Genomic DNA, 24,974 nt, shown 5'->3' on the forward strand with positions numbered 1-24,974 from the left:
CTCGGGTCCATCGTCGACCTCCGGTGTCCACGGCGAGTGGGCACGCAAAGAGGCCCGGACCTGCGGAAGTCCGCGGGTCCGGGCCTCTGGTCAGCCGCTACGGGCTACCGGGTCCGAGGTGGGCCTCAGAAGTCCCAGTTCTTACCCGAAGGAGCCATGAGGCGCGAGTTCCCGCGGATCTTCCCGCGACTTCGCAGTCACGTGCCATCTGCGTGCCACTCACAATTGATTAGCGCTCCGCCGTCGGACGGGCACGTTCCCCAATGTACTCGGCACCGTTCGGGCGTGGCACGACTCGTCAGCGCAGTTCATCGCCCGACAAGGGGCCCACCGATCTACTGCCGCACTTCTCCTGCTGGCTGTGGGGCACTGTGCGCCATCGACACCTGCTGCCGCCGCGCGGTCGGCTGGCACCTACCGACGAACGCACCGACTCGACGAGGACGAGCGCACCTCCAGGGGTGCAAGCGCAACTACTGGTGACCTTGGACAACGACGTCGATGGTGCGGCTCGATCGGTGGCCAGTCCTGACCCTCTGCCGTTGACCAGTCAGCCTCAGCCGGCGCAGTACCTCTGCCACTCGACCGCGGTCGCGCTCCTGTGCATGCGAATCGGCCTCCGTGCCCAGTGGCTGCGGCCCCGCGATGGTGTATCGATCGCGGTAGGCGGCGACGGCTGATAGAGCGGCAAGCCAGAGTTCGAATTCGCGGGCGCCCATCGGCACAGAGCCGACGGCTTGTACCCATGGCGCGCGGTCAGCGACGGCGGCCTCTGCGAGAGTCCGGGCGCGTGCTTCGATGAGGCATCGGCGCTCGGCGAGAGCCTGTGAGACGTCGTCATCCAGCGGGCCACGGGCTGCGGGCATGAGGCCTGCGATGAGGTCTGGCGTCGTGCGACGTGCCGGGCGTTCGGTGGCGCGGGTCAGGCGAGCGGTCAGTATGGCGGCGACGTCGTCGGCGTCGAGCATGCTGCGATCAGCAACGACGCATGGCAGCAGCGCGTCGACGTCGTGGCCGTACGCCTCGGCTCGGCGTAGCTCGGTGGCAAGCACTCCGAACGCTTCGGACTGGATCGCTTGTTCGGTCTCTGCCGCTGTGAGTCCACCTGCGTCGCGCAAGGCGTGTCGCACGAGTCGCGTCCACCGGTCGCGCTGAGCGGCGGTGGCGATGGTCTCGTACTCGGCGGCGAGCTGACCGATGTTGGACCACCGGTGCTGTTCGGTCTCAGTCACCTGGTGCGCCGAGAGCTCGGCGCCGGTGTGGTTCACTACCCCGAACAGGACGCTGCGCGCGGTGACTTCCGGGGCTGCCGGGGTGGCGTGCAGCGGGTCCGGCGTATCCAGGGCGACGTAGGCAGTGTTGGCGCGCCGCCCGCGGGTCATGGACACGTAGAGGTTCTCGCGGGTGCTCGACGGCGAGACGACGACGTGCGCGGTGTCGACGGTCAGTCCCTGCGCACGGTGAGCCGTGACCGCGTAGCCGAGGTCGACGTGGTCGGCCACGTAGCTCGATGGCAGCACCACGATCCCCTGCCGTCGACCGTCGGGACTGACCTCGAGGCCGCCATCGCGCCGGACGTGGGTGACGATCCAGCGGTCGCCGTTGCGCACCCAACCATGTGGTCTGGTGCGCAGCCGGCGGTCGTTAAGGCGCGTGATGATCACGTCGCCGGCCGATGCGCGGGCGTCGTCGCGCAGGGCGACGTCCCGCCCGGCAGACACGAGACCCTGGCCGATGCGTTCGGCACGGGCACGGGCATTGAGGCGTCGGACGTTCTCAGCCGACTCGGTGACCAGGATGCTCCCCCTGCCGCTCTCCGTGTCATACCTCCAAGCGGCGTAGGCAGCGTCGGTCATCTCGTCGGTGCTGCCCTCCCGGATCCGGCCGTGCTCCTCGTACTGGTCGATGACGGCCGTGTCGCCGTCACGCAAGCGCAGCGAGGCCGTCTTCTCCCAGTCGTGCGCGAACCGGCGCACCTCGGTCAGCCGCGGCACGTCGTCACCGTGGGCGCCGACCAGCATGGCGAACGCTCCGCCGGCGTCGACGGACTGCAGCTGCGCCGGGTCGCCGACGAGGACGACCTTCGCGCCAACCTGCGCGGCGCGGGTCGCGATGGTGTCCAGAGCACGCGTCGATGCGAGCGTGGCCTCGTCGACGATGACGAGTTGCCCTGGTGCGAAGTCCGCGCGGCCATGGCGATGGTCGTAGATCCACTTGGCGGTGTTGTCGCAGCGGATGCCAAGGTCCTCCGCCAGCACCTGCGATGCGGCGGCCGACGGCGCCATCCCGACCACCGCGCCAGTCCCGTGCTCTGCCACCCATGCGTTGCGGAGTGCCCGCATGCTGGTGGTCTTGCCAGTTCCTGCGGGGCCGACCAGGAGGTCGAGCCGCCGGCCCGAGTTCAGGATCCGGCTGACAGCCTCGACCTGCTCCGCGTCGAGTCGCGGCTCCCCCGGCCCGGTGCTCGCGCTCCGGTTCAGCCGGCTCGACACGGCTCTCGGTCCGCCGCGGTCCGCAGCGAGAGTGAGGAGCCGATCCTCCATCCCCAACTGCTCGTCGCTGGTGTAGATATCGGCGTGCCGCGGTCGCAGCATGCTGGAACCGTCCTCGCGCCGCAGTGTCGCCGGGCTGCTCGCCAGCTCTGCCGGCGTCAGCTGAATCGACCGTCGAGTGGCGGCGTCGGTGATCATCGCGACGACCTGCTCGCGATCCTCGCCGGTGGCGAACCGCAGACGCATCGTCCGTCGCGAGGCCTCGGCCCACAGGTTCCAGTGCTGCCACGTCGACCGCTTCTGCGACACCGCTGCGACCACCTCGGCCGCAACTTGCTCGACGACGTCGAGCGGGACGGCGTCGGCGGTCAGCACATGGGCGGTCCGTCCGGTGGTGAGGTTGCGTGCCCAGTCTGTCGGGTCCTTGTGCATCAACTGCTCAGCGCGGCGTCGCCAGTCGACGGTCAGGTCCGCCAGCGAGTGGACGGTCTTCTCCGGCCGCGTGGCCAGGGTCGCCTGCGCGCGCAGCTTCACGATCGTGCGCGGCGAGGGCCGACGGCCACGCATCGTCGTGTAGTCGGCGATCAGTCGGTCGGTCGCGACGTCGATGTCGCGGCTGCGGGAGGAGAACTCCGTGAGCAGTTCCTCGGGGATGCCGGCGATCTCCCACTGCGGTGAGCGGTCGGGGCCGCGGTCGCGCCGCCCCCATCCGATGCCGAAGGTGTTGGTGAGCCGGTCGGCGAGGACGGCGTTGTAGTGCTCGGATAGCGCGACGACGGCGTGGTGCAGGGCGCGGGAGTCCAGGGTGCGCCATTGCCCGTCGTGGGCGGCCTTGACCTTGTTCGCGATCACCAGGTGGGTGTGCAGCTGCGGGTCGTTCGCTCTGGAGTCCCAGTGGTCGTACGCCGTCGCCGCCACCCCCACCACCGGGACCTGCGCCACTCCCCCGCGACCCGTGCGTGTTGCGGCGACCTCCCGCTCCAGAAAGTCCAGCACCTGCGTGACCGCGTCGTGCTGGGCCGCGACGATCAGCTCCTGCGTCGTCGCATCTGCCAGCCCCCACAGCACCGACACCGACTTCGGCACCGAGAAGGTCAGGTCGAACCCCGCCGTCGCCGTCTGGCTACCGCGCGCTGCTTCCTGGGCCTGGATCCGTCCCACCTCGGCATCGAACTCTGCCGCCGGCAGCGACCGATCCACTCTCCGAACCCGGCGAGCAGCACGCTCCGCCGTCGTCGGGTACTCCCGGAACGGGCGGCCCAGCGGCTCACCGGTGACCGGGTCCGCACCATGCCCGAGCAGCGCCTGCAGCTGCGTCGGTGTCACCGTCATACCTGGCCGAAGCGCGCTGTCGCCCAGGTGCTCGACCCCGCGGCCCATCCACACCCCGGGCGGCGTACCCGCCTCTGTGAAGTATCGGGTGAACGCCGAAGCCTGCGGCTCGTTCCCGTCACCGGTCACGACCGACCGCAGCAGGTAGGAATACCCCTGCCCGGCCGAGATCACCCGCAGCGAAACCGTCACACCTGACAGGTGTGGAACTCGACCCGCCTCGGGTGCCAGAGGTGTGAACACGATGCGTACGGGGAGAGGTATCCCGGATCACCGCTCCGCCAGCGGGGCAAAACGTTCGCCGTTGGTTTCGACGCCGCGGAGTTTTAGAGCAGGTTTTTGAGCGGCGTGTCGCCGGCGCGTCGGGCCCGAGGAAGGGCGGCGTCAGAATCGGTCGGTCTTGCACTGTCCCACAACCCTGGGGGTTGGCGACGGTGGGACGCTGGGATGGGGCTCGAGGTCGGAGGCGACCGTGATCGATATCCCGGGGTTGCCGGAGCCGGACGCAGGTCCGGTGTTCGACCTCGCGCTGCTCGTGCACGTGGCCGCGGGGCTGACGGGGGTGCTCGCGGGGTTGGTCGCGATGCTCGCCCGCAAGGGCGGTCGCTGGCACATCACGGCGGGGCGCGTCTTCCTGGGTGGGGTCGTCGCTCTCTTCGGGTCGATGGTCGTGATGGTGGTGATCCGCTGGCCCGCAACGGTGCACCTGGCCGTCCTCGGCGGGATCGCGTTGGCCGCCGTGTTGCTCGGGTGGCACAACCGGCGCCGCGGCGAGAGCGACGGCGTGCATATCGCTTGGATGGGCCTGGCGTATGTCGCGATGCTGACCGCGTTCTACGTCGACAACGGGCCACACCTGCCGGTGTGGGAGCGGCTACCCGGTTGGTCGTTCTGGATCCTGCCCGCAGCGATCGGTGCACCGATCACGGTCTGGGCGATACGGCGACATCGCCCTCCGCCCAGCACCGGCGCAGGGCTCTGAGCCGGCACCTTCGACCGGCGCCCGTTGAGTGCGGTCAACCTCGGATGCGCGCCTCGACGGCGAGGGCCAGCGCGTCGTCCTCGGGCACGCCGCGCAGTCCCGCGATCGTGGGGTAGACGCGGCACGCCACACCAGGGCTGGCCGAGGGGGCGGGGAACAGGTCTCGCCCGTCGAGGTGGAACGACGGCGACCCGAGGAAGCCGCGAGCCTGGGCCTGGTCGTCGTCGCGGACGACGACGGTCGCGATCGGTGCGTCGATGCCGGCCCGGTCCAGCGCCTTGCGCAGCGCGTCCCGTGCGGGCACCTCGTTGGGGCATGCGTCGACTACCAGAAGCTCAACCTTCACGGGGCCATCCTCTCTCGTTCTACGTGCCCGACCGTCAGATGCGGGCGAGGCTTCCTGAGCATATACCCCACAGGGGTATAGTCGTCGGGCCGCCCCGGCCGACCGGACGGGCAGCCGGCACATGACGACGACGCGGCCCGAGGGCCGCGAACGGGAGGACGGCGTGGCCAAGAACCAGACGACAACGTCCCAGCGGGGGGCCTTGGTGGCCCTGCTGGTGATCGCGACCGCACAACTGATGCTGGTGCTCGACGACTCGATCGTGAACATCGCACTGCCGAGCATCCAGACCGAGCTCGGCGTCGAGGCCGTCGACCTGCCGTGGGTCGTCAACGCCTACATCCTCGCGTTCGGCGCACTGCTGCTGCTCGGCGGCCGGGTCGGGGACCTGTGGGGCCGGCGCCGCACCCTGCAGGCCGGCATAGCGCTGTTCGTCCTCGCGTCCCTGGCCGGCGGCTTCGGACAGACGACGGCGATGCTCGTCATCGCGCGTGCGGTGCAGGGCATCGGCGCCGCGATGGCCGCCCCGAACGCCCTCGCCCTGATCGCCACGACCTTCTCCGACCGCGCCACGCGCGACAAGGCACTCTCGCTCTACGGCGCGATGTCCGGGCTCGGCATCATCCTGGGCCTGCTGCTCGGCGGCGTCCTCACCGACACGCTCGGCTGGCGCTGGGTGTTCTTCATCAACGTCCCGATCGGGCTCCTGGTGCTGCTCGGCAGCCGCACCCTCGTGGCCGCCGACCGCCACCGCGGCCGCCTCGGCGTCCTCGGCGCCGTCCTCGGCACCGCCGGCATGATCGCCCTCGTCTACGCGATCACACGGTTCGGTGAGGACGGCCTCGGCGACCCCGTCGCCATCGCCCTCGTGGCCGCCGCCGCCGTGCTCCTGACGGCGTTCGTCCTCACCCAGGCCCGCAGCAGGAACCCACTGCTGCCGCTCAGCCTGTTCCACGACCGCAACCGCACCGGCGCGTACGTGACCATGCTGCTGCTCGCGATCGGTCCGATGGGCACCTTCTACGTCCTCACGCTGCACCTGCAGCAGGTCCAGCACTACAGCCCGCTGCAGACCGGGCTGGCCTGGCTCCCCTTCGCGCTCGGCATCGTCGTCGGCGCCGGGATCGCGCCGAAGCTGCTGCTGCGCATCGCGCCGCGGTACGTCGCCGCGACCGGTGCCCTGCTCGGCGCCGCGGCCGCGCTCTGGTTCTCGACGATCACCGTCGACTCCGGCTACTGGCTGCACCTCGCCCCGGCGATGTTCGTCCTCGCACTCGGCTTCGGCCTCGGCGTCCTGACCCTGACCCAGGCCGCGGTCTACCGCGTCGACCCTGACAAGGCCGGCATCGCCTCCGCCCTGCTCAACTCCGCCCAGCAGATCGGCGTCGCGATCGGTCTCGCGCTCCTCGCCGGCATCGCAGCGACCGTCACCGCACGCCCAGCCAACGCCGCGCTGGCTACCGACCAGGCACTCGTGGCCGGATACAGCACCGCCCTCACGGTCGCCTCCGGTGTGCTCCTCGCCGCCGCCGTCCTCGCCCTCGCCCTTCTCCGAGGTCAGCAGGCAACCGCAGCGGAGCAACAGTAGGGGCGCCTCTCCCGGGAGGCTTCAAGACCGTCAGAACCCGATTCCGAGGCACCACAGACTCGGTCAGTTTCACTTGAAGCCTCGAACAGCTCCGCGCCTGGTCGTTCCGGCTACGTCGACACCGGGTCTCGGCCCCCACCGCGCAATACCGTCGACGCATCACCCCAGGGCCACGATCGCGGTCTACGGCTCTGATACCAAAGTCCCGGGCAACGTCGGAGTGTCGGATGGGCTGTTCGAGATTCGCTAGCCTGGACCTCGTCATGCACGCGCTTCGCACCCTCCAGTCGCTGCTCGCCGATCCTCGGCGGCGCTTGGGTGCTGCGCTCATGATCGTCATGCTCGTCCTCGGCGTGGTGACGATGCACGCGATGAGCGGCTCGTCGACCGCCCACGGCGCGCCGGTAGCGACGAAGCACGTCGACGCCGGTGCGAACGCCGACCCGGCGGACCCCGGGCACGGGCAAGAGGTGAGCGCGATCGATCACTCAGGCGACGCGTCACAGCCGTGCGACCACAGCTGTGGCGGACACGAGTTGATGACCGCGATGTGTCTGATGGTGCTCGTCGTGCTGCTGACGCTGACGGTTCCGGTGCGCAGGCTGTTTTTCGTGGTCGGTTGGACGCGTGCTGGCCCTCGCACCGCATCGCCTTCGCGCGTGGTCTTCTCCAGCGCCCCGTCGCTGCATGCCCTGGGCATTTCTCGGACGTAGGTCCCCTGAGCCGATGTGTCGAGCCTCGACACGTCGGAACTCGCCGATGTCGGACCACCCATGGTCCGGCAGTGGATCTACCCAAGAAAGGCCCTACCTTGATGAAGCGCACCCTTGCGCCTGCTCTCGTGGTCGCCGCCGTGGCCGTGCTCGGCGCGTGCTCGAACACGCAGCAGCCCGCGCACGACATGTCCACCATGTCGAGCCCGACAGCGGAGCAGTCGCCCGCCGAGTCGGCGCCGTTCAACGATGCGGACGTCGAGTTCGCGCAGATGATGATCCCGCACCACCAGCAGGCGGTAGAGATGTCGGACCTGATCGCCGACAAGTCGGGGATCGACCCGCGAATCTTGGACCTCGCCGCCCAGATCAAGGACGCCCAGGCCCCGGAGATCGAGCAGCTCACCGAGTGGCTCGAGCAGTGGGGCGCACCGGTCCCCGAGTCCGGCTCGATGGACTCCATGGGTTCGATGGACCACGGGTCCACGAACGGGATGATGAGCGCCGACGACATGGAAGCCCTTGAGAACGCCAGCGGCTCCGAGGCTGGCCGGCTCTTCCTGTCGCAGATGATCTCCCACCACCAGGGCGCCGTCGCGATGGCACAGACCGAGGTGGACGCGGGCGAGAACTCGGACGCGGTCGCCATGGCAGAGCGCATCGTCGAGACCCAGCAGGCAGAGATCTCCACGATGGACGAGCTCCTGTCCGAGAAGTAACCAGAAGGAGGTGGTGCGCCGGCCGTCATCGACGCCGGCGCACCATCTCGGTTCGCTCCTCCCATCCTCGAGCGCGCTAGGACGTGTGATGATCTCCCCTGCCCGCATACCCGCCCGCATCCCAGCGACCGTCGTGTTGCTGCTCACCCTGACCGCTTGCTCCACGCCGCCGGGCGACTCGTCCCCGGCCCAGTCGGGCGGTGCGGCGACGGCTTCCGGCACCTCGTTGAGCCGGGCCGACTTCTCCCACCTACATGCCCTCGTCTTCGACGAGCAGGACCGTTCCCTGTACGCGGCCACCCACACAGGGGTCTGGGCATTGCCGGACCCGACCACTCCGCCCGCGAGGGACGAGGCCGCCCCGCAACGCATCGGCTCCGGCATGCAGGACACGATGGGCATGACGCTCGCCCCTGACGGCGACCTCCTGGCATCCGGCCATCCCGGCCCCGGCGAGGCACCCGACCTCGCCACGCCGAACCTCGGGCTCATCCGCAGCACCGACGGCGCCCAGACCTGGGAGTCGGTGTCCCTGGGTGGCGAGGTCGACTTCCATGCCCTCACCGCAACCAGTGACTCAGGGGCGGAACGCATCGCCGGCCTGGATTCGGCCAGCTCCACCATGTTCCTGAGCAACGACGCCGGCCAGACCTGGGATCGCGGCGCGACGATCCCGGCCCACGACCTGGCGTTCCTCGCCGACGATCCGGACCAGATTCTCGCGACGACACCCGATGGTGTGCAGATCAGCCAGGACGGGGCCCGGTCCTTCTCCAAGCTCGCGGATGCTCCGCTACTGGTCTTCGTGGACACCCAAGCGAGCGGGGACATCGTCGGGATCGACACCAACGGCCTCGTTTGGACGGCTACACCGTCCGCCACCGGCTGGCGGTCGCACGGCACCGCCGCAGGCGGAGCGATCGAGGCCATGACGACCGCCCCAAGCCCCGATGCCACAACGAATCTGGTAGTCGCCACCGAGAAGCGCATCATGTCCAGCCCGGATCTTGGTGCCACATGGGTGTCGCTGGTGGAGATCTCATGAGGCCGCGGACGAGCGCGCCGACGCCGGCCCCCGACGCTTGCCTCCGGCACTGTTATCAATCCGTGACATTGGGGGCGACGCGGGGTATGTTCTCCCCACCTCGCAGCCCTGCGAGGCGCCCGAGCGGACGCCGAGCCCTGTCACCGCTTTGGGCAACACGCACACGTCATGACAGGGACGGGGGACCCACTCACGGGCGCTGCGGCGTCCTCGGGGTGAAGCCGGACGGGATCTTCCCGCCGGCCGGGTCAGTCTCCGACCCGAACCCGACAGCTAACCTCGCAGGCGTCAGGAGATGACCATGGCTTCACCGATTCCTCGCGGGCGCCATCGCGCCGCTCGCGCCCCGATCACCCCACTGACCACGCTGACGCGGGCTGCCGGAACGAGCGTGAGCACCGTCGCACGCCGCGGGGCGCTGGCCCTGGCCGGCTCGGGAGTGCTCGTCTCGACACTCGGCGCTCCCGCTGGAGCCGAGACTGCCACCGACCACGGCAAGGCGCTGAGCGCGGCCGGGCTCGATGCCATCACTGCCCAGGCCCGCCAGGCACTGACGGCGGCGCCTGCCGTCGCGGTGCCTGCTGACGCCGTCCTGACCGTGGAGAAGACAGCGGTGGGCACGATCACGCCCGCACCCGAACCGGAACCCGAGCCCGCGCCGGAGCCGGAGGTTGCTCCGGGCCCGGAAGCCGACGCTGACGGCCAGCCCGCTGAGCGCGCCGCCGCGGCCCCCGGACCGGCCGAGGCAGGGCCCACGCAGGAAGCGGCCCCCGACATCCCGGACGCGGCCAACGGTTCAGCGATCGTGGAGATCGCGATGCAGTACCTCGGGGTCCCCTACCAGTGGGGCGGGTCGACCCCATCCGGCTTCGACTGCTCCGGGTTCACGTCGTACGTGTACGCCGAGGCGGGCATCTCCATCCCGCGGACCTCCTCGGGCCAGCGCGACGCTGGCACGGTCGTCTCGCGCGAGGAAGCACAGCCGGGTGACCTGATCTGGAGCCCCGGCCACATCGCCATCTACGCCGGCGGTGACATGCAGGTCGAGGCTCCGGTCCCCGGAAAGACGGTCCGGTACCGGTCGATCTGGCAGGACAACCCGACCTTCTTGCGGATGAGTTGACGATCGCTCGACCCTGCACGAGCTCGCGCCGCGCAGGGTCGAGCGCACGTGGGGCAGACCGACGTCTGCCCGCATGAGCCACGCGACCACTCTGCCGCAAAAAGGACTCAGATGAAGCACGCCCACACCCAGAACCCGTCTGCCGATTCCTCCGGCAGGCCATCCAGCCGCAGCGAACGCCACTCCAAGGGACGACACGCCAGCCTCCTGCCGTCCGCCACACGCGCAGCCCGCCGGCGAACCCTGCGCCCGGCCCGCCGCCTGCCCCTCGGCCCCGGCATCGGACTCGCGATCGCCGTGACGGCCACGACCTCGTTCACCGTGGCCACCGCCGACAACGACAGCAGCCGCCGGGCCTCCGCCATCGAACGCACGACGACACAAGAGACCACCTCCGACCCGGCGGCCCGCACTGAAGTCCCCGCCGCGCCGCCGATCGTGGTCGACCGGTCGGCGAAGATCTCGCGCGCCGAGGAACGCGTCGATCGCGTGAAGATCACTCCGGCACCCGCTCCGGAGCCGAAGGCGGAACCCGAGCCCGCACCGGAGCCGGAACCCGAACCGGCCCTCGCCGGTTGCAGCGGCGAGGCCACCGGGACCGGGTCGAACGGCCAGGTGCCCTCGAGCGAGCTGTGCGACCTCTGGGACGGACAGACGCACGTGCGCTCCGACGCAGCCGTAGCGCTGGCCGAGGTGAACGAGGCCTACACCGAGCGATTCGGCGAGCCGATGTGCATCACTGACGGCTACCGCTCCTACGATCAGCAGGTCGCCGTGAAAGCTGCGAAGGGCTATCTCGCGGCCACCCCCGGAACCTCGAATCACGGATGGGGACTCGCGGTCGATCTGTGCCCGGAGACCTATGCCGGTGAACGCTGGTCGTGGCTCGCCGAGAACGCGCCTTCCTTCGGGTGGGACAACCCCCCGTGGGCGCGCCCGGGCGGTTCGAAGTACGAGCCGTGGCACTGGGAGCTCACTGAGGAAGTCGCCCAGGTCGAGTCCTGAGGCATGCACCCGGGCGGGCGACCTGACCGGCCAGATGGCGGCTGGTCGCCCGCCCGCTCTCACGACGCGGGCACCTGCCGGGTGTCGACGCCCGGTGTGGACGGCTGAGTGCGCTGGGGCGCAGACCGATAGGCGGCAGCGACAGACGCCGAAGGAGTGAGGTCGAGACGTCGCAGCAGCTGGGCATTTGCCGCGACGACGATCGTCGAGAGCGACATCAGGATGGCGCCCACCTCCATGGGCAGGACGAAGCCCACGGGAGCCAGCACACCGGCTGCCAGAGGCACGGCCGCGATGTTGTACCCGGCGGCCCACCACAGGTTCTGCTTCATCTTGCGATACCCCGCGCGCGACAGCTCGATGACGGACAGCACCGACCGTGGATCGTCCGAGGCCAGGATCACTCCGGCCGAGGCGATGGCGACGTCGGTGCCTGCGCCGATGGCGATCCCGACATCCGCCTGAGCGAGAGCGGGGGCGTCGTTCACACCGTCTCCGACCATGGCCACGGTGCGGCCCTGCTGTTGAAGCTCGAGGACCTTCTCGCTCTTGTTCTCGGGGCGCACGCCGGCGAAGACCTGGTCGATGCCCAGCTCGGCGGCGACGCTGCGTGCCACGGGTTCAGCGTCGCCGGTGATCATGACGACGTGGACGCCGAGGGCATGCAGCGCGTCCACGGCCTCGCGAGACTCCTGACGCACCTCGTCCGCCAACGCCAGGGCACCCACGACCTGCCCGTCGATCAAGACGTGCAGCACCGTGGATCCCTGCTCGGACCACTCGCCGGCCTGGGCGAGGGAGACGGCTCCGTGCTCGGCAAGCAGGTTCGGCCCCCCGACGGCAACCGTCCGACCCCCGACTGTGGCGGACACACCGACAGCTGTCGAAGCGCTGAAGTCGGACGCCTGCGGCACCTCCAGACCGCGCCTCTCGGCGGCGTCCAGGATCGCCCGGGCCAGCGGATGCTGACTGTCGGACTCGGCCGCGGCCGCTCGGGCGACGAGCTCGTCCTCCGTGCCGTCGACAGTCACGATGCCGCGCAACACCGGTTCACCCTTGGTCAGCGTGCCGGTCTTGTCGAACAGCACGGCGTCGACCGTTCGCATGCGCTCCAGGGCGCCGCGGTCCTTGACCAGCACGCCGCCGCGCGCCGCGCGCTCGGTCGAGATCGACACGACCAGAGGGATCGCGAGCCCGAGGGCGTGCGGGCACGCGATCACCAGCACGGTGATCGCCCGAACCACCGCCAGATCCGGGCTACCGACCACGCTCCACACGACGACTGTGACGATCGCGGCGATCAGCGCGAACCAGAACAGCCAGCCCGCCGCCTTGTCCGCCAACAGCTGAGCGCGCGTTGTCGAGGACTGCGCCTCGGAGACCAGCCGCTGGATACCCGCGAGGGCGGTGTCCTCGCCGACCGCCGTGACGCGCACACGCACCGCGTTGTCCGTGGCGACCGTACCCGCGACGACCGGGTCCCCGACCTCACGCAACACCGGCCGTGATTCTCCAGTGATCATCGACTCGTCCACGCTGGCACTACCCTCGACGACGTCGCCGTCGGCGGGCACCCGACCGCCGGGCCTGACGATCACGACGTCGTCGAGCTCCAGCTGTGCCGGCGCGATCTTGACCACCTGGTCGCCGCTGACCTTCTCCGCCTCGTCCGGCAAGAGTGCTGCCAAGGAATCCAGCGCCGAGGACGTCTGTGCGAGGGATCGCATCTCCAGCCAGTGGCCCAGCAGCATGATCACCACCAGCAGCGCCAGCTCCCACCAGAAGTCCAGCTCGTGCGAGAGAACCCCCAGGGTCGCGCCCCACGAGGCCACGAACGCGACAGTGATCGCCATCCCGATCAAGAGCATCATTCCGGGCTTGCGCGCTCGAACCTCCGAGACCGCGCCGGTCAGGAACGGCCAACCACCCCACAGGTAGATCACCGTGCCCAGCAGGGGCGACACGACCGCCAGGCCCGCGACGTCCGGCAGGTCGTACCTCAGCAGGCCCGCGAACATATCGCTGAGCAGCACGGTCGGCACGGCCATCAGGAGCATGATCCAGAACAACCGCCGGAACATCGCCACATGGTCCGCGCCATGTCCCGCGTGGCCGGTGTGGCCGGTGTGGCCGGTGTGGCCGGTGTGGCCGGCGTGATCGCCTTCGTGGCGCTCGTTACCCAGATGGACAGCGTGCCCCTGATGATCGAGCTCTCCGTCATGGTGACCAGAAGGACCGCGACCCTCACGAGGCGCACCATGATCTGAGTGAGTCCCACGCGAGGCCTGGACGTGACGGACAGGTTCCCCCTGGCTGCCATCGGCATCGCCAGCAGGTGGGCGTTCAGGTTCGTGGTGCGAACGGCGGGTAGCCATCTGATTCCTTCCTCATGCCTCTGCATACCCTTCCCCGGTATGAGTGGGCCCGCAACGTCTGGTGACGGCTTGCCAGCGCCTCAGAACCGGTCGGCTCTGACAGGGGTGTGACAGGCTGCATCGGTCCATGTCAATATAGAGGCATGTCGATACAGCAGGTCCACGAGGTTGTCATCGTCGGGTCCGGCCCGGCCGGCTACACCGCGGCCGTCTACGCCGCGCGTGCCGGTCTGGCACCCGTCGTGATCGCGGGCTCCGTCACCGCGGGCGGAGCCCTCATGAACACCACCGAGGTGGAGAACTTCCCCGGCTTCCCCACCGGCATCCAGGGTCCCGACCTCATGGAGGCCATGCGCGAGCAGGCCGAGAAGTTCGGCGCCCGCGTGCTGTGGGACGACGCGGAGAGCGTCGAGCTGACCGGCGACGTCAAGACGGTCGTCACGGGCGGCGGCGAGACCTTCAAGGCCCGCGCCGTCATCCTCGCGACCGGCTCCGCGTACCGCGAGCTCGGCCTGCCCGAGGAGAAGCAGCTGTCCGGCAGGGGCGTGTCGTGGTGCGCCACCTGCGACGGGTTCTTCTTCCGCGACCAGCACATCGCCGTCGTCGGCGGCGGGGACTCCGCGATGGAGGAGGCCACCTTCCTCACGCGCTTCGCCTCGAAAGTGACGATCGTGCACCGGCGCGACTCGCTGCGGGCCTCCAAGATCATGGCCGACCGCGCCCAGGCCGACCCGAAGATCGAGTTCGCCTGGAACAGCGAGGTCGTCGGCATCGCGGGCGACTCCAAGGTCAGCGGGATCACCCTGCGCGACACCGTGACCGGCGAGCAGCGCGAGCTCGACACCACCGGCCTGTTCGTCGCGATCGGTCACGACCCGCGCACCGACCTCGTCAAGGGCCAGATCGACCTGGACAACGAGGGCTACATCCTCGTCGAGGGCCGCTCGACCCGCACCAACCTGCCCGGCGTCTTCGCCTGCGGTGACGCGGTCGACCACACCTACCGCCAGGCCATCACCGCCGCCGGTTCCGGCTGCTCCGCCGCGCTCGACGCCCAGGCCTTCCTCACCGGGCTGGCCGACGCCGAGGGCGCTGGCACCCCTGCGGCCCCAAACCCCAGCGGTCTTCCGGCCGCCCTCGCTGACGCCGACGCGCGGGAGGCGGCTCGGTGAGCGCCGACACGACGACCGCCCGTGCGGACGCGACCCGCCGCTTGTCCACCCTGGACCGCTGGCTGCCGGCCTGGATCGGCCTGGCCATGGTCGGTGGCCTGCTGGTGGGCCGCTTCGTCCCGGGCCTGTCGGACGTGCTGGCCTCGATGGAGGTCGGTGGCATCTCCGTCCCCATCGCACTCGGGCTGCTGGTGATGATGTACCCGGTGCTGGCCAAGGTCCGCTACGACAAGGTCGCCTCGGTCACCGGCGACAAGAAGCTGCTGGTCAGCTCCCTGCTGCTGAACTGGATCGTCGGCCCGGCGCTGATGTTCGCCCTGGCCTGGACGTTCCTGCCCGACCTGCCCGAGTACCGCACCGGCCTGATCATCGTCGGCCTGGCCCGCTGCATCGCCATGGTCGTGATCTGGAACGACCTCGCGTGCGGGGACCGGGAGGCCGCCGCCGTCCTGGTGGCGATCAACTCCGTCTTCCAGGTGGTGGCGTTCTCGCTGCTGGGCTACTTCTACCTGACCGTGCTGCCCGGCTGGCTCGGCCTCGACACCCAGGGACTGGACGTCTCGATCGGGCAGATCGCGCTCAACGTGCTGGTCTTCCTCGGCATCCCGCTGGTGGCTGGCTTCGCCTCGCGCTGGATCGGCGAGCGGACCAAGGGCCGCGACTGGTACGAAGAGCGGTTCGTCCCGAAGATCGGCCCGTGGGCCCTGTACGGGCTGCTGTTCACGATCGTGCTGCTGTTCGCCCTGCAGGGCGAGGCCGTGACCTCGAACCCGCTCGACGTCGTGCGCATCGCGCTGCCGCTGCTGGTGTACTTCGCCGTCATGTGGGGCCTGGGCATGGTGCTCGGCAAGTTCCTCGGTCTCGGCTATGCCCGCACGACCACGCTGGCGTTTACCGCGGCGGGCAACAACTTCGAGCTCGCCATCGCGGTGGCCATCGGCACCTTCGGCGCCACCTCCGGCGAGGCGCTGGCCGGCGTCGTCGGGCCGCTCATCGAGGTCCCGGTCCTGGTGGGCCTGGTCTACGTGTCCCTCTGGGTCGCCCGGCGCTGGTTCGCCGTCGACCCCTACGCCATCGAGCCGCCCGCACGAGAGCTGGACGAGGTGAGGTCATGACCACCACCGACACCACCGAGGAGCGCGTGCCGCTGACGGTGCGCGACTCGGACTGCGGGCCCCGCATCGAGGCCCACGCGATCGGCACCGAGGCCGCAGGCGCGGTCGCGGCCACGCTCAAGGCGCTGGCCGAGCCGCTGCGGCTGCGGATGCTGTCCTTCATCGCCACCGCGCCGGCCGGGGAGGCGTGCGTGTGCGACCTGGCCGAGCTGACCGACGTGTCCCAGCCCACGGTGAGCCACCACCTCAAGGTGCTGCGCGACGTCGGCGTGCTCGCCTCCGAGCGGCGCGGCACCTGGGTCTGGTACCGCATCACCCCCGGCTACAAGTCCGCGATCAGCACCCTGCTCGAGTCGTTCGCGCCGGCAGCCCTGGACGCCCTGGGCGAGCACCCGCACCTGACCGGGCTCGAGGATGCCGACGCCGCGCTGGACCGGCTCGCCGCCGACCTCGCGGCCACGCATCCCGACCTGGCCCGCGACATTGTGCTGCGCACGGTGCGCGAGTCGTACACGGCGCTGGCCCGCTCGGCGAAGGTCTCGGCGCACCTGCTCACCCTCACCGACCGGTTCGTCCGCCAGCGCCTGGCCGACCTGACCCGCGAGGCATCCCGGAATGCCGACGCCGGCGCTGCGACCTCTCCGCAGGTGCTGTTCGTGTGCGTCGCGAACGCCGGCCGCTCCCAGCTCGCCGCCGCGCTCGTTCGGCACTACGCCGGCGACCGGGTCGTGGTCCGCTCCGCGGGGTCGACGCCTGCGGCGGACGTCCACCCCGCCGTTCGCCCCGAGCTCGCCGCCCTGGGCACCGACGAGCCGTTCCCCAAGCCGCTGACCGACGACGCCGTCCGCGCCGCCGACGTCGTGATCACCATGGGCTGCGGCGACGTGTGCCCGGTCCTGCCCGGCAAGCGGTACGAGGACTGGCTCGTCGGCGACCCTGCCCTGGCCTCCCCGGCCGGAGTCGCGGCCATCCGCGACGAGCTCGACACCCGCGTGCGCGCCCTGCTCGCCGACCTGCTGCCCGAACTCGACCTTCCCACCCCGTGAACGACCGAACCTCGGAGACCACCGTGACCGACACCCCCACCACCGCGACGCCGTCCGCCCTGTTCGTCTGCGTGCACAACGCCGGCCGCTCCCAGATGGCCGCCGGGCTCCTACGCGCCCTGTCCGGCGGCGCCGTCGAGGTCCGCTCCGCCGGTTCCATGCCCGCCGACCGCATCAACCCCGTCGCCGTCGAGGCCATGGCCGAGGTCGGCGTCGACATCACCGCCGAGCAGCCCAAGGTGCTCACCACCGACGCCGTCCAGGCGTCCGACGTCGTGATCACCATGGGCTGCGGCGACGCCTGCCCGATCTTCCCCGGCAAGCGCTACGAAGACTGGCAGCTCGACGACCCCGCCGGCCAGGGCATCGAGGCCGTGCGGCCCATCCGCGACGAGATCGAGCGCCGCGTGCGCGGCCTGCTCGCCTCGCTCGACGTCGAGCCCGTCGCCCTGCCCACGGCGTGAGCTGCTAGCTCGTAGGACGAGGATGCCGGCCACACCCTGAGGGTGTGGCCGGCATCTGTGTTGAGCCAGGCAGGTCCGTCGTCGATGTGTCCGACCCGCGGGTCCGCTCAGTGAGCGTCGTCCTCTTCGGCCAGTTCCTCGAGGACTTCGAATGGCGACTCGACGTCGCCTCGCCAGGCTTCGACACCCTCGCGGATCGCCAGGACGGCGACGACCAGCGCGGCGACGGAGTCGGCCCACATCCACCCGAACAGCGAGTTCGCGAGCAGTCCGATCAGCACCGTGCCGGACAGGTAGATGCACAGCAGGAGCTGCTTCGCGTCGGCCTGGACGCTGCGCGACCCGAGCTCGCGGCCGGTGCGGAACTCGAACCAGGCCAGGACCGGCATGATGATCAGGCTCGCGACGGCGATGCCGATCCCGAGCGGGCTGTGGTCGACGTCCGCCTGGCCGGTTAGGCTCAGGATGGCGTCGACAGTGACGTAGGCGGCCAGGGCGAAGAATGCGATCGCGATGGCGCGGACGGTGGCCTTCTCCCATCGTTCGGGGTCCTTGCGGGTGAACTGCCAGGCGACCGCAGCGGCCGAGGCGACCTCGATGACCGAGTCCAGGCCGAACCCGATCAGCGCGGCTGAGGACGCCTGCGCGCCGGCCGTGATCGCGATGACGGCCTCGATCACGTTGTAGGTGATCGTGAAGGCGACGATGAATCGCACCCGCCGGTGCAGGCGCTTCCTCCGCTCTTCGGTGAGGGTGGTGTTCATCGCACGCACGCTCCTGCGCACTCGGGCGTCGGGCAGCCGCCGTCGATGCACGGGGCGTCCTCGTCCACGGCGAGGGTCACGTCGATCAGCATCACCAGCGCGCGCGCCAGGCGCGGCTCGGCGATCTCGTAGCGCGTCTGGCGGCCCTCCGGCTCGGCGACCACGATGCCGCAGTCCCGCAGGCACGTCAGGTGATTCGAGACGTTGGAGCGGGTGAGCTCCAGCTCGCGCGCGAGCACTGCCGGGTAGCTCGGTCCGTGCAGCAGGGACATCAGGATGCGTGAGCGCGTCGGGTCGGCCATGGCACGCCCGAGACGGTTCATCACGTCGAGACGCGAGGCAATGGTCAGCATGGGCTGACCATACAGCACTCGCTGACCTAATATCTCGAGGTGTCCGTCGTCGGGGGCACAACGCCCGACCCTCGTAACGCACGCGGCACGCGGCTTCGGATCTTCCCCGACAACCGAGAGCAGCTCAGCGCCGTCGACAAGAGCACCGGCAGGCTCAGACGAGCGACCTCTGCAGCAGCGTGGTGCCCAGCCACCGGTCGAACTTGCGCCCGACTCGTTCGAGACGGCCGGCGTCGGTGAACCCGGCCCGCCGGTGCAGCGACAGGGAGGCGGGCGAGTCCATGTCCGCGACGACGGCGATCACCTCGCGCGCGCCGGCCCGCCCCGCCTCCTCGACGAGGCGCGCCATGAGCTGCGTGCCGACGCCGCGGCCCGTGTGCGCGGGGTCGAGGTAGATGGAGTCCTCCACCGTGTGCTCATAGGCGGGCCGCGGTCGCCACGGGCCGACGTACGCGAACCCCGCGACGTTGCCGCCCGAGTCCGCGACCAGGAACGGCCACCCGCCGTCCCGGACGGCGTCGAGCTTCGCATCCCACAACGGGCGTCCCGGCGGGTCCAGCTCGAACGTCGCCGTCGAGGTCAGGACGTAGTGGTCATAGATGGCCGCGACCCCCGCCGTGTCGGCGGGAGTCGCGGCGCGCGCCGTAAGGCTCACACGTCCTCGCCGTCGCCCGAGCGGCCGTGCACGATGCCCGACGCGAACCCGACGCCCGCGGGGGCGCCGACGCCGAGCGTGACGAGCTGCGGCTCGGCCGGAGCGCTCCCGCAGCACGACCCTGCGGCGGACTCGCCGTCCGCCTCCATCGCCAGGTCCGTGGAGCACACCCCGGTGGCGGGAAGGTTCAGCTCGACGGCGTCGGCCGCAGCCCGGTCGCCGGCCAGTGCGGCGGCGACGGAGCGTACCTGCTCGTAGCCGGTGGCCAGGAGGAACGTCGGCGCGCGGCCGTAGGACTTCATGCCCACGAGGTAGAAGCCGTCGTCCGGGTGGGACAGCACCTGCTCGCCGTGCGGCGGCACGGTGCCGCACGAGTGCTGGTTCGGGTCGATGAGCGGCGCCAGCGCGCTCGGCGCCTCCACGACAGGGTCGAGGTCGAGCCGCACCTCGCGCAGCATGCCCAGGTCGGGGCGGAAGCCGGTGGCGTTGACGATCGCGTGCACCTCCAGGGCGAGCGGCGCGTCCTTGGCGGTGCCGAGCACCTGCACCGACCCCGCGCCGGGGACGAGCTGCTCGATCGAGGCCCGGGTGAGCAGCCGCAGCCGCCCGGCGTCGACGGCGTCCTTGAGCCGCGTGCCCAGCAGCCCGCGGGCGGGGAGCTCGTCGTCGGTGCCACCGCCGAACAGCCGGCGGGCCGAGCCACCGCGGATCGCCCACGTGATCGTGGTGCCCGGCGTCGCCTCGGCCAGCTCCACCAGGCTGAGCAGCGTGTTCGCCGCGGAGTGACCCATGCCGACCACGAGGGTGTGCCGCCCGGCGAAGCGGTCGCGGTCGGCGCCGAGCACGTCGGGCAGCGGGCCGGTGACGAACGCCGCGGCGTCGGGCTCCCCGGCCGCGGGCAGCCCGCTCACGCCGAGCGGGTTCGACGTCGAGAACGTGCCGGACGCGTCGATCACCGCCCGCGCCAGGACGTCGGTCACGCGGCCGTCCGCGCCGACGGTCCGCACGCGGTAGCCGCGGCGGTCGCGGCCCAGCGAGCGCGTCTTGTCCGCCCCGTCCCGCGCGACCGCGAGCACCCGCGTGCCCGTGCGCAGCCGCGAGGCGATCGCCGGCGTCGCCGCCAGCGGAGCGAGGTAGCCCTCGACGAGCTCACGCCCGGTCGGCAGGGCGTCGGGATCGGGCGACGTCCAGCCGGCGGGCTCCAGCAGACGGCGCGCCGCGGCGTCGACGTCGTACCGCCACGGAGAGAACAGGCGCACGTGCCCCCACGAGGACATCGCTGCGCCGGCCCGCTCGCCGGCCTCCAGCACCAGCGGCTCCAGCCCTCGCTCCAGCAGGTGCGCCGCCGCGGCCAGGCCCACCGGGCCCGCGCCGATGACGACCACCGGCAGCTCTGCTCGCACCGTCTCGACCATCACGCACTCCCCCGTATTGATGAACTTCGATGACTGCGGACCACAACATATCCACATTCTTCGATGCGTGGCAAGATGGGGGCATGACCGTGACGGACCTGGCCCTCGAACCCGTGTCGTCGTCCTCCCCGGCGGCCGCATGCTGCGGACCCGCCGACGACTCCGCCGTCGACCACGAGACCGCCGTCGACGTCGCCCGCCGCTTCAAGGCGCTCGCCGACCCGGCCCGCGTGCAGCTGCTCTCGATCGCCGCCGCGCACGAGGGGCACGAGGTGTGCGTCTGCGACCTGACCGACCCGCTCGGCCTCGCGCAGCCCACGGTCAGCCACCACCTCAAGATCCTTGTCGAGGCGGGGTTGCTCGAGCGCGAGCAGCGCGGGCGCTGGGCGTACTACTCGCTGGTGCCGGGCGCGCTCGGAGGGCTCCAGGCCACGCTCGGCCGGATCGTCGCGCCGCAGGCATAGCCGGCGGTGCGCGCGGCGGCCCCCCGATCCCCGCGCACACACCCTCGCCCGGGCCCGCGCACGTTTTCGCCGAGCCGATCCCCGTACGCACCCTGGCCTGCGCCGACGCCGTCACTACCGGTGCGTACGGGGTCCGTACGGGGTAGCTACCCCGTACGTTTGCGGTAACGCACCGTGTCCACCATCGAGCCATGGACACCTCGCCCCGCCCGCGCCTCCGGGAGACGGCCCGGCGGTGCCGAATCGGCACCGCTGAGCGGTCGGCGTCCTCCAGGCCGTGGGGCGTGACGTCGACGGGACGGCGTCTGACGATCGCCGGGCGAGGCCTCTTCGGGGAAGTCAACGGTGCCGCGGACTCACCGGCACCGTGCGACCTGCGCAAGTGCGTCTGCGCCGCACTGAGCGACGCCCGCGGTCATCGCTCATGAGGTCGGCGGCCTTACGGCCGCGCCGACGGGATCGTGATTGCCAGCCTGTCGCGCAGCTCGTCGAGGTCGACGCGGATGAGTCTGCCCACCCGGTACCCGGTGACGGTTCCGTCGGCGATGCGCCGGCGGATGGTCTTCACCGACACGCTGAACTCCTCCGCCGCGTCGGCGAGGGCCACGAGATGCCCGCGCGGCCCCGACCGGTTCTCCGTGTTCGTGGTTCGCATGATCGTTCTCCTTCCAGCGACGCCACTGCGGCGTTGTCACGACACAGGTGTTCCGCCGTGCCCAGAAGGCACCCCGTGTTCCCTGCCGGTACTCCGGCCACGGTCCGGTATGCCTATCGACGACCGCCTGGGACCGGATCCGACGAATCTGGAAGCACCAGCGTCACCTCTTCGCGATCCTCGTCAGGGCACTATCACTCATCCGATCGGCGAGCTCGCGGTCCCGTTCCATCGTGGCGTGCTGGTATCGCAGGACTACTTGGATGTCAGAGTGGCCGCCACGGCGCATCAGCTCGGCGAGCGTCGCGCCCTCCTGGGCGAAGATCGTCAGGCCGGTGTGCCGCAGGTCATGGAACCGAAACCGCTCCGGCAGGCTGGACACCGCGTCGCGCGCCTCTGCCCAGACGTAGCCCCATTTGGTGTTGGAGAGTGGCATTGCGCTGCGGGGGCTGCCCGGAACGAGCGGCGACCTCGCTTCTGCTGCGACATGGGCCCGAAGATGCTCGGCCAAGCGTTCGCGCATGATTCTCGGGACGCTCATCGACCGCTTCCCTGCCTCGCTCTTCGGGTCCGAGTAGTCTCCGGTGTTCGCGTTGAGCTGGCGGCGGACAGACAGCGTCGCGGTTCCGTCGTCGTGCCACTGGATGTCCCTGCGCTGGAGTCCGAGCGCTTCGCCCCGCCGCAGCTGGCACCATGCGGCGAGCATCACCATGATCCGCCACGGCTGCGGCGTCGCCTGGTACAGCGCCTCGACCTGCGCGGGGGTCGCAACGTCTTCGCCCGGATCGTGACCGGCGTCGTGCCGGACGGGCATCTGCCTGGGGATGCTGACCAGCGGGGCCGCCGCGGTGATCCCCTCCCGTGCCGCCTGGCGCAGGATCATCATCAGCACCACGAGCACTGGTCGCGTCACGCCGTTGCGTCCCGAGTTCGTGTTGAGCTCCGACGGAATCTTGTCCAACCGTTGCTTGAGCAGCATGACCCGTGCGGCATCGATCGATCGCACCGGGGTGTCGCCGAACTCGGGGACGAGGTATCGGTCGAGCTTGCCCTTGTAGTCGCGGATCGTCGCTGGGGCCCGCATCCTGCCGCTGCGGTTGGGGGTCTGCCGGATCATCGTGAGCCATTTCTCGGCGTACTCACGGAAGCCGATGGCTTGTGCCCGCGCGGCCTCCTCCGCCAGCCTCCGACGCGCCGCGGCCGCCGCCGGCGCCTCCCACTCGCCGCGGGCGATGCGGGTCTGGGTCGCGGCGAGCCAGGCCCTCGCGTCCGTCTTCGTCTGGAACGTCAGCCCCGTGTCGTCAGCGGTTCTTGCTGTGTACGTCCGACCGTCCGGCGCCGGGTAGCGGACCTGCCACCGGCCGGAGGGCAGCTTGCGGAGGCTTCCCCACGCCTCTCGCTTCGTCGTCGTGCTCATCGCGCCCTCCCGCAGGCCAGGCTGTGGCCTCGTGCCACGCCGTGCCACGGCACGAGGCGAGTCGGCGTCGGCCGTCGGAACCCGCGGAATGTCGCGGATCGCAGGCCGTCGAACGCCTGCCCTCTGGCACGCTGTGGCACGAGCCCGGCAGCTCCGCGAACCGCAGTTCGGCTCGTCGGGCCGCCTCGCTCTCGTCTGACAGGTGTGCGCGTGCCACCTGCGTGCCACTCCGACTGGGTTCTCGGGTCCATCGTCGACCTCCGGTGTCCACGGCGAGTGGGCACGCAAAGAGGCCCGGACCTGCGGAAGTCCGCGGGTCCGGGCCTCTGATCAGCCGGTTCGGCGACCTGGGCCTGAGACGGGTCTCAGAAGTCCCAGTCGTCGTCCTCGGTCTCGACGGCCTTGCCGATGACGTACGACGAGCCCGACCCGGAGAAGAAGTCGTGGTTCTCGTCGGCGTTGGGGCTGAGCGCGGCGAGGATCGCCGGGTTGACGTCCGTCTCGTCCTTGGGGAACAGGCCCTCGTAGCCCAGGTTCATCAGGGCCTTGTTGGCGTTGTAGCGCAGGAACTTCTTGACGTCCTCGGTGAGGCCGAGCGCGCCGTAGAGCGACTCGGTGTACTCGACCTCGTTCTCGTACAGCTCGAAGAGCAGGTCGAACGTGTAGGCCTTGAGCTCGTCCTGCTGGGCCTGGCTGAGCTTGGCCAGCCCCTTCTGGTACTTGTAGCCGATGTAGTACCCGTGCACGGCCTCGTCCCGGATGATCAGGCGGATGAGGTCGGCCGTGTTGGTGAGCTTGGCGCGGCTGGCCCAGTACATCGGGGCGTAGAAGCCCGAGTAGAAGAGGAACGACTCGAGCATCGTCGAGGCGACCTTGCGCTTGAGCGGGTCGTCGCCGCGGTAGTACTCGAGGACGATCTCGGCCTTGCGCTGCAGGTTCGGGTTCGCCTCGGACCACGCGAAGGCGTCGTCGATCTCCTTGGTGGAGATGAGCGTGGAGAAGATCGAGGAGTAGCTCTTGGCATGCACCGACTCCATGAAGGCGATGTTGGTGTACACCGCCTCCTCGTGCGGCGTCAGCGCGTCCGGGATGAGCGAGACGGCGCCCACGGTGCCCTGGATGGTGTCCAGCAGCGTGAGGCCCGTGAACACCCGGGTGGTCATGAGCTTCTCGTCATCGGAGAGGGTGTGCCACGACTGGATGTCGTTGGACACCGGTACCTTCTCGGGCAGCCAGAAGTTGCCGACCAGGCGGTCCCAGACCTCGAGGTCCTTCTCGTCCTGCAGGCGGTTCCAGTTGATCGCGGTGACGCGATCGATGAGCTTGAGCGTTCCCGTGGGCGGCATCTTCTTCTCTTCCCCGAATTCCAGATAGTTGCTCAGAGCATGCAGCTGACGCAGTTCTCCACCTCGGTGCCCTCGAGGGCCATCTGGCGGAGACGGATGTAGTAGAGGGTCTTGATGCCCTTGCGCCAGGCGTAGATCTGCGCCTTGTTGACGTCGCGCGTGGTCACGGTGTCCGGGAAGAACAGCGTCAGGCTCAGCCCCTGGTCCACGTGCTGCGTGGCCGCGGCGTAGGTGTCGATGATCTTCTCGTAGCCGATCTCGTACGCGTCCTGGTAGTAGTCCAGGTTGTCGTTCGTCATGAAGGGCGCCGGGTAGTAGACGCGCCCGATCTTGCCCTCCTTGCGGATCTCGATCTTGGCCGCGACGGGGTGGATCGACGACGTCGAGT

Annotated in this window: 23 protein-coding genes, 1 pseudogene and 1 riboswitch; of the genes and pseudogenes, 13 read left to right on the forward strand and 11 right to left on the reverse strand. The window is 70.2% G+C overall.

The window, feature by feature from the left end; translation table 11 throughout:
- Positions 1-473: 473 nt before the first annotated feature.
- Positions 474-4,016, reverse strand: coding sequence for a MobF family relaxase (gene mobF, locus ABD254_RS00920; RefSeq protein WP_344244721.1), 3,543 nt, complete (start codon positions 4,014-4,016; stop codon positions 474-476).
- 280 nt (positions 4,017-4,296) lie between these two features.
- Between mobF and ABD254_RS00925 the strand changes: the two genes are divergently transcribed.
- Entirely contained in the window at positions 4,297-4,806 is a 510-nt protein-coding gene (locus ABD254_RS00925) for a DUF2306 domain-containing protein (RefSeq protein WP_344244723.1), read from the forward strand.
- Positions 4,807-4,840: 34 nt separating this feature from the next.
- On the opposite strand, the gene ABD254_RS00930 is transcribed toward ABD254_RS00925, so the two are convergent.
- Complete coding sequence (locus ABD254_RS00930; protein ID WP_344244725.1) at positions 4,841-5,152, reverse strand: thioredoxin domain-containing protein; 312 nt, start codon at positions 5,150-5,152, stop codon at positions 4,841-4,843.
- Between the two features lie 121 nt (positions 5,153-5,273).
- Here ABD254_RS00930 and ABD254_RS00935 point away from each other — a divergent pair, with 121 nt between their 5' ends.
- From ABD254_RS00935 to ABD254_RS00960, 6 genes are all read left to right on the forward strand, one after another.
- Positions 5,274-6,740, forward strand: a complete 1,467-nt coding sequence (locus ABD254_RS00935) for an MFS transporter (protein WP_344244727.1) — start codon at positions 5,274-5,276, stop codon at positions 6,738-6,740.
- Between the two features lie 263 nt (positions 6,741-7,003).
- The gene (locus ABD254_RS00940) at positions 7,004-7,453 is read left to right on the forward strand and encodes a DUF6153 family protein (protein WP_344244729.1); all 450 of its coding nucleotides are present in this window, start codon (positions 7,004-7,006) and stop codon (positions 7,451-7,453) included.
- 101 nt (positions 7,454-7,554) lie between these two features.
- A complete protein-coding gene (locus ABD254_RS00945; protein ID WP_344244731.1) occupies positions 7,555-8,172 on the forward strand; it encodes a DUF305 domain-containing protein in 618 nt (205 codons plus the stop codon).
- An 88-nt stretch (positions 8,173-8,260) separates the two neighbouring features.
- Complete coding sequence (locus tag ABD254_RS00950) at positions 8,261-9,217, forward strand: F510_1955 family glycosylhydrolase (RefSeq protein ID WP_344244733.1); 957 nt, start codon at positions 8,261-8,263, stop codon at positions 9,215-9,217.
- Between the two features lie 148 nt (positions 9,218-9,365).
- Positions 9,366-9,519, forward strand: a riboswitch (cyclic di-AMP (ydaO/yuaA leader).
- An 89-nt stretch (positions 9,520-9,608) separates the two neighbouring features.
- The gene (locus ABD254_RS00955; protein WP_344244735.1) at positions 9,609-10,340 is read left to right on the forward strand and encodes a C40 family peptidase; all 732 of its coding nucleotides are present in this window, start codon (positions 9,609-9,611) and stop codon (positions 10,338-10,340) included.
- 111 nt (positions 10,341-10,451) lie between these two features.
- The gene (locus tag ABD254_RS00960; RefSeq protein WP_344244737.1) at positions 10,452-11,345 is read left to right on the forward strand and encodes a M15 family metallopeptidase; all 894 of its coding nucleotides are present in this window, start codon (positions 10,452-10,454) and stop codon (positions 11,343-11,345) included.
- A 59-nt stretch (positions 11,346-11,404) separates the two neighbouring features.
- Here ABD254_RS00960 and ABD254_RS00965 read toward each other — a convergent pair whose 3' ends face one another.
- A complete protein-coding gene (locus ABD254_RS00965) occupies positions 11,405-13,426 on the reverse strand; it encodes a heavy metal translocating P-type ATPase (protein WP_425553597.1) in 2,022 nt (673 codons plus the stop codon).
- Positions 13,427-13,432: 6 nt separating this feature from the next.
- On the opposite strand from ABD254_RS00965, the gene ABD254_RS21410 reads away from it, so the two are divergent.
- The 5 genes from ABD254_RS21410 (at position 13,433) to ABD254_RS00985 (ending at position 17,517) form a co-directional block, all read left to right on the forward strand.
- Entirely contained in the window at positions 13,433-13,612 is a 180-nt protein-coding gene (locus tag ABD254_RS21410; protein ID WP_425553598.1) for a hypothetical protein, read from the forward strand.
- 251 nt (positions 13,613-13,863) lie between these two features.
- The gene (gene trxB / locus ABD254_RS00970; RefSeq protein WP_344244739.1) at positions 13,864-14,892 is read left to right on the forward strand and encodes a thioredoxin-disulfide reductase; all 1,029 of its coding nucleotides are present in this window, start codon (positions 13,864-13,866) and stop codon (positions 14,890-14,892) included.
- Positions 14,889-16,007 (forward strand): ACR3 family arsenite efflux transporter, encoded by a 1,119-nt coding sequence (gene arsB, locus ABD254_RS00975; protein WP_344244741.1) that lies wholly within the window; start codon positions 14,889-14,891, stop codon positions 16,005-16,007. The genes trxB and arsB overlap by 4 nt, the downstream gene beginning before the upstream one ends.
- Positions 16,004-17,053 carry a metalloregulator ArsR/SmtB family transcription factor gene (locus ABD254_RS00980; protein ID WP_344244743.1) on the forward strand — a complete coding sequence of 350 codons (1,050 nt, stop codon included), beginning with the start codon at positions 16,004-16,006 and terminating at the stop codon, positions 17,051-17,053. Before arsB ends, ABD254_RS00980 begins: the two co-directional genes overlap by 4 nt.
- 23 nt (positions 17,054-17,076) lie before the next feature.
- On the forward strand, positions 17,077-17,517 hold the full coding sequence (locus ABD254_RS00985) for an arsenate reductase ArsC (RefSeq protein ID WP_344244745.1): 441 nt from the start codon (positions 17,077-17,079) through the stop codon (positions 17,515-17,517).
- Positions 17,518-17,624: 107 nt separating this feature from the next.
- Here ABD254_RS00985 and ABD254_RS00990 read toward each other — a convergent pair whose 3' ends face one another.
- From ABD254_RS00990 to ABD254_RS01005, 4 genes are all read right to left on the reverse strand, one after another.
- Positions 17,625-18,281, reverse strand: a complete 657-nt coding sequence (locus ABD254_RS00990; protein WP_344244747.1) for a cation efflux transmembrane domain-containing protein — start codon at positions 18,279-18,281, stop codon at positions 17,625-17,627.
- On the reverse strand, positions 18,278-18,634 hold the full coding sequence (gene cmtR, locus ABD254_RS00995; RefSeq protein WP_111251531.1) for a Cd(II)/Pb(II)-sensing metalloregulatory transcriptional regulator CmtR: 357 nt from the start codon (positions 18,632-18,634) through the stop codon (positions 18,278-18,280). The genes ABD254_RS00990 and cmtR overlap by 4 nt, the downstream gene beginning before the upstream one ends.
- Before the next feature lie 154 nt (positions 18,635-18,788).
- Positions 18,789-19,289: a GNAT family N-acetyltransferase gene (locus ABD254_RS01000; RefSeq protein ID WP_344244751.1), complete on the reverse strand. Its 501-nt coding sequence runs from the start codon at positions 19,287-19,289 to the stop codon at positions 18,789-18,791.
- Positions 19,286-20,704: an FAD-dependent oxidoreductase gene (locus ABD254_RS01005; protein ID WP_344244753.1), complete on the reverse strand. Its 1,419-nt coding sequence runs from the start codon at positions 20,702-20,704 to the stop codon at positions 19,286-19,288. The genes ABD254_RS01000 and ABD254_RS01005 overlap by 4 nt, the downstream gene beginning before the upstream one ends.
- 83 nt (positions 20,705-20,787) lie before the next feature.
- On the opposite strand from ABD254_RS01005, the gene ABD254_RS01010 reads away from it, so the two are divergent.
- Positions 20,788-21,168, forward strand: coding sequence for an ArsR/SmtB family transcription factor (locus tag ABD254_RS01010; protein ID WP_344244755.1), 381 nt, complete (start codon positions 20,788-20,790; stop codon positions 21,166-21,168).
- Positions 21,169-21,607: 439 nt separating this feature from the next.
- Here ABD254_RS01010 and ABD254_RS01015 read toward each other — a convergent pair whose 3' ends face one another.
- From ABD254_RS01015 to ABD254_RS01030, 4 genes and pseudogenes are all read right to left on the reverse strand, one after another.
- Positions 21,608-21,823 carry a helix-turn-helix domain-containing protein gene (locus tag ABD254_RS01015; protein ID WP_344244757.1) on the reverse strand — a complete coding sequence of 72 codons (216 nt, stop codon included), beginning with the start codon at positions 21,821-21,823 and terminating at the stop codon, positions 21,608-21,610.
- A 163-nt stretch (positions 21,824-21,986) separates the two neighbouring features.
- On the reverse strand, positions 21,987-23,240 hold the full coding sequence (locus ABD254_RS01020) for a tyrosine-type recombinase/integrase (RefSeq protein WP_344244759.1): 1,254 nt from the start codon (positions 23,238-23,240) through the stop codon (positions 21,987-21,989).
- A 365-nt stretch (positions 23,241-23,605) separates the two neighbouring features.
- Complete coding sequence (gene nrdF / locus ABD254_RS01025) at positions 23,606-24,586, reverse strand: class 1b ribonucleoside-diphosphate reductase subunit beta (RefSeq protein ID WP_344244761.1); 981 nt, start codon at positions 24,584-24,586, stop codon at positions 23,606-23,608.
- 32 nt (positions 24,587-24,618) lie between these two features.
- A pseudogene (locus tag ABD254_RS01030) lies at positions 24,619-24,974 on the reverse strand (class 1b ribonucleoside-diphosphate reductase subunit alpha); the annotation flags it as partial.

Source organism: Isoptericola hypogeus, from assembly GCF_039531145.1.
Classification (GTDB): Bacteria; Actinomycetota; Actinomycetes; order Actinomycetales; family Cellulomonadaceae; genus Isoptericola; species Isoptericola hypogeus.

What these genes read in the sequence shown, in the direction of transcription:
- cmtR (WP_111251531.1), bottom strand. Translation starts at nt 18,634, where the DNA reads ATGCTGACCATTGCCTCGCGTCTCGACGTGATGAACCGTCTCGGGCGT.
- ABD254_RS01020 (WP_344244759.1), bottom strand. Translation starts at nt 23,240, where the DNA reads ATGAGCACGACGACGAAGCGAGAGGCGTGGGGAAGCCTCCGCAAGCTG.
- ABD254_RS00980 (WP_344244743.1), top strand. Translation starts at nt 16,004, where the DNA reads ATGACCACCACCGACACCACCGAGGAGCGCGTGCCGCTGACGGTGCGC.
- ABD254_RS00960 (WP_344244737.1), top strand. Translation starts at nt 10,452, where the DNA reads ATGAAGCACGCCCACACCCAGAACCCGTCTGCCGATTCCTCCGGCAGG.
- ABD254_RS01005 (WP_344244753.1), bottom strand. Translation starts at nt 20,704, where the DNA reads ATGGTCGAGACGGTGCGAGCAGAGCTGCCGGTGGTCGTCATCGGCGCG.
- ABD254_RS21410 (WP_425553598.1), top strand. Translation starts at nt 13,433, where the DNA reads ATGGTCCGCGCCATGTCCCGCGTGGCCGGTGTGGCCGGTGTGGCCGGT.
- nrdF (WP_344244761.1), bottom strand. Translation starts at nt 24,586, where the DNA reads ATGCCGCCCACGGGAACGCTCAAGCTCATCGATCGCGTCACCGCGATC.
- ABD254_RS00945 (WP_344244731.1), top strand. Translation starts at nt 7,555, where the DNA reads ATGAAGCGCACCCTTGCGCCTGCTCTCGTGGTCGCCGCCGTGGCCGTG.
- ABD254_RS01010 (WP_344244755.1), top strand. Translation starts at nt 20,788, where the DNA reads ATGACCGTGACGGACCTGGCCCTCGAACCCGTGTCGTCGTCCTCCCCG.
- trxB (WP_344244739.1), top strand. Translation starts at nt 13,864, where the DNA reads ATGTCGATACAGCAGGTCCACGAGGTTGTCATCGTCGGGTCCGGCCCG.
- ABD254_RS00990 (WP_344244747.1), bottom strand. Translation starts at nt 18,281, where the DNA reads ATGAACACCACCCTCACCGAAGAGCGGAGGAAGCGCCTGCACCGGCGG.
- ABD254_RS00935 (WP_344244727.1), top strand. Translation starts at nt 5,274, where the DNA reads ATGACGACGACGCGGCCCGAGGGCCGCGAACGGGAGGACGGCGTGGCC.
- ABD254_RS00950 (WP_344244733.1), top strand. Translation starts at nt 8,261, where the DNA reads ATGATCTCCCCTGCCCGCATACCCGCCCGCATCCCAGCGACCGTCGTG.
- ABD254_RS01015 (WP_344244757.1), bottom strand. Translation starts at nt 21,823, where the DNA reads ATGCGAACCACGAACACGGAGAACCGGTCGGGGCCGCGCGGGCATCTC.
- ABD254_RS00965 (WP_425553597.1), bottom strand. Translation starts at nt 13,426, where the DNA reads ATGTTCCGGCGGTTGTTCTGGATCATGCTCCTGATGGCCGTGCCGACC.
- ABD254_RS00940 (WP_344244729.1), top strand. Translation starts at nt 7,004, where the DNA reads ATGCACGCGCTTCGCACCCTCCAGTCGCTGCTCGCCGATCCTCGGCGG.